This is a genomic window from Pseudomonas sp. RIT-PI-AD (assembly GCF_025642785.1).
Classification (GTDB): Bacteria; Pseudomonadota; Gammaproteobacteria; order Pseudomonadales; family Pseudomonadaceae; genus Pseudomonas_T.
The window spans coordinates 1-919 of record NZ_JANZKU010000066.1 but is presented as its reverse complement, the minus strand read 5'-3'; the positions used below and the strand labels follow the sequence as shown (position 1 = coordinate 919).

The window sequence follows — 919 nt, the reverse complement described above, 5'->3', positions numbered from 1 at the left end:
GTCATCAGCGCGGACTCATCGGCACCGAAAAAATCCGGGTCTTCGCTCAGCGCGAACTTCACTCCGATGGCTGCGAAATCGTCCCGGTTGATCAGCGGGAAGGCGCCCGACAGCGCGATGCGCGCCCGACGGATGAAGATCCGCCGCCCTTCCAACTGGCCCGCCTCGTTCAACGTCTCGATGAACACCTCATAGTATTGCCGGCCCTGGGTGAACGCATGGATGAGGTCCGTTTTCGGGTAGCTGTAGCTCACCACGACCGGCAGGCTGCGCTCCCCTTCCGCGTCCAATGGGGACGCCAGAATATCGGCCGCCAAGTCTCCGCCCGCCAGCACACGAAAACCGCCGGGCGATTTCACGTAGTCGCGGCCGGCTTCGTAGACGGTGGAGCCGTCCGCGCTGGCCAGTTCGGCAATGGCGACCGGCAAGTACTTGGTCATGGTGGTGCGGCGAACCATGGCGCGTGCCGGCTCATTGGCCACCGCCCCCTGCGGTATCTCCACGCGGTTGCCCGCCAGCAGCGCCACCAGGCTCTCCGGCGGCAGCTCCAGCAGCTCGCCTTCCAGGGCGCCACCGCTGGGCCGGCTTACGCCGTCGAGCTCGCTGTTGGTCCGGCTGCGCGGATCGGCGATTGTGATTTCGTTCTGCTCCGGCGTGAACCCGACGGCGCGCATGGCGCCCAGTTCGAACGGGGGTTTCGTCGAGCCTTTGCGGCGCACTGATACGCGACCGTAGTGCAGTTGGGTGAGGGCGTCGGACATGGGGCACTCCTGGTTCAGTAGTTTTCGGTGTAGGCGCAGTCTATGGTGATGATGATTTGCCGCCGGCTGCTGCCGGCCGCAATGGGATGAATCGCGGCGCTGTCGCCGCTCAGCTCTCCGACGATGGGCCGCTCGAACACATCGGCTCCCCAGCCCAG

The 919-nt window shown here is 65.6% G+C and carries 1 protein-coding gene; it reads right to left on the bottom strand.

The window, feature by feature from the left end; all coding sequences use genetic code 11:
• A partial coding sequence (locus tag OGL92_RS22045; RefSeq protein ID WP_263148020.1) for a hypothetical protein occupies window positions 1-761 on the bottom strand: 761 nt, incomplete at its 3' end.
• Window positions 762-919 lie beyond the last annotated feature (158 nt).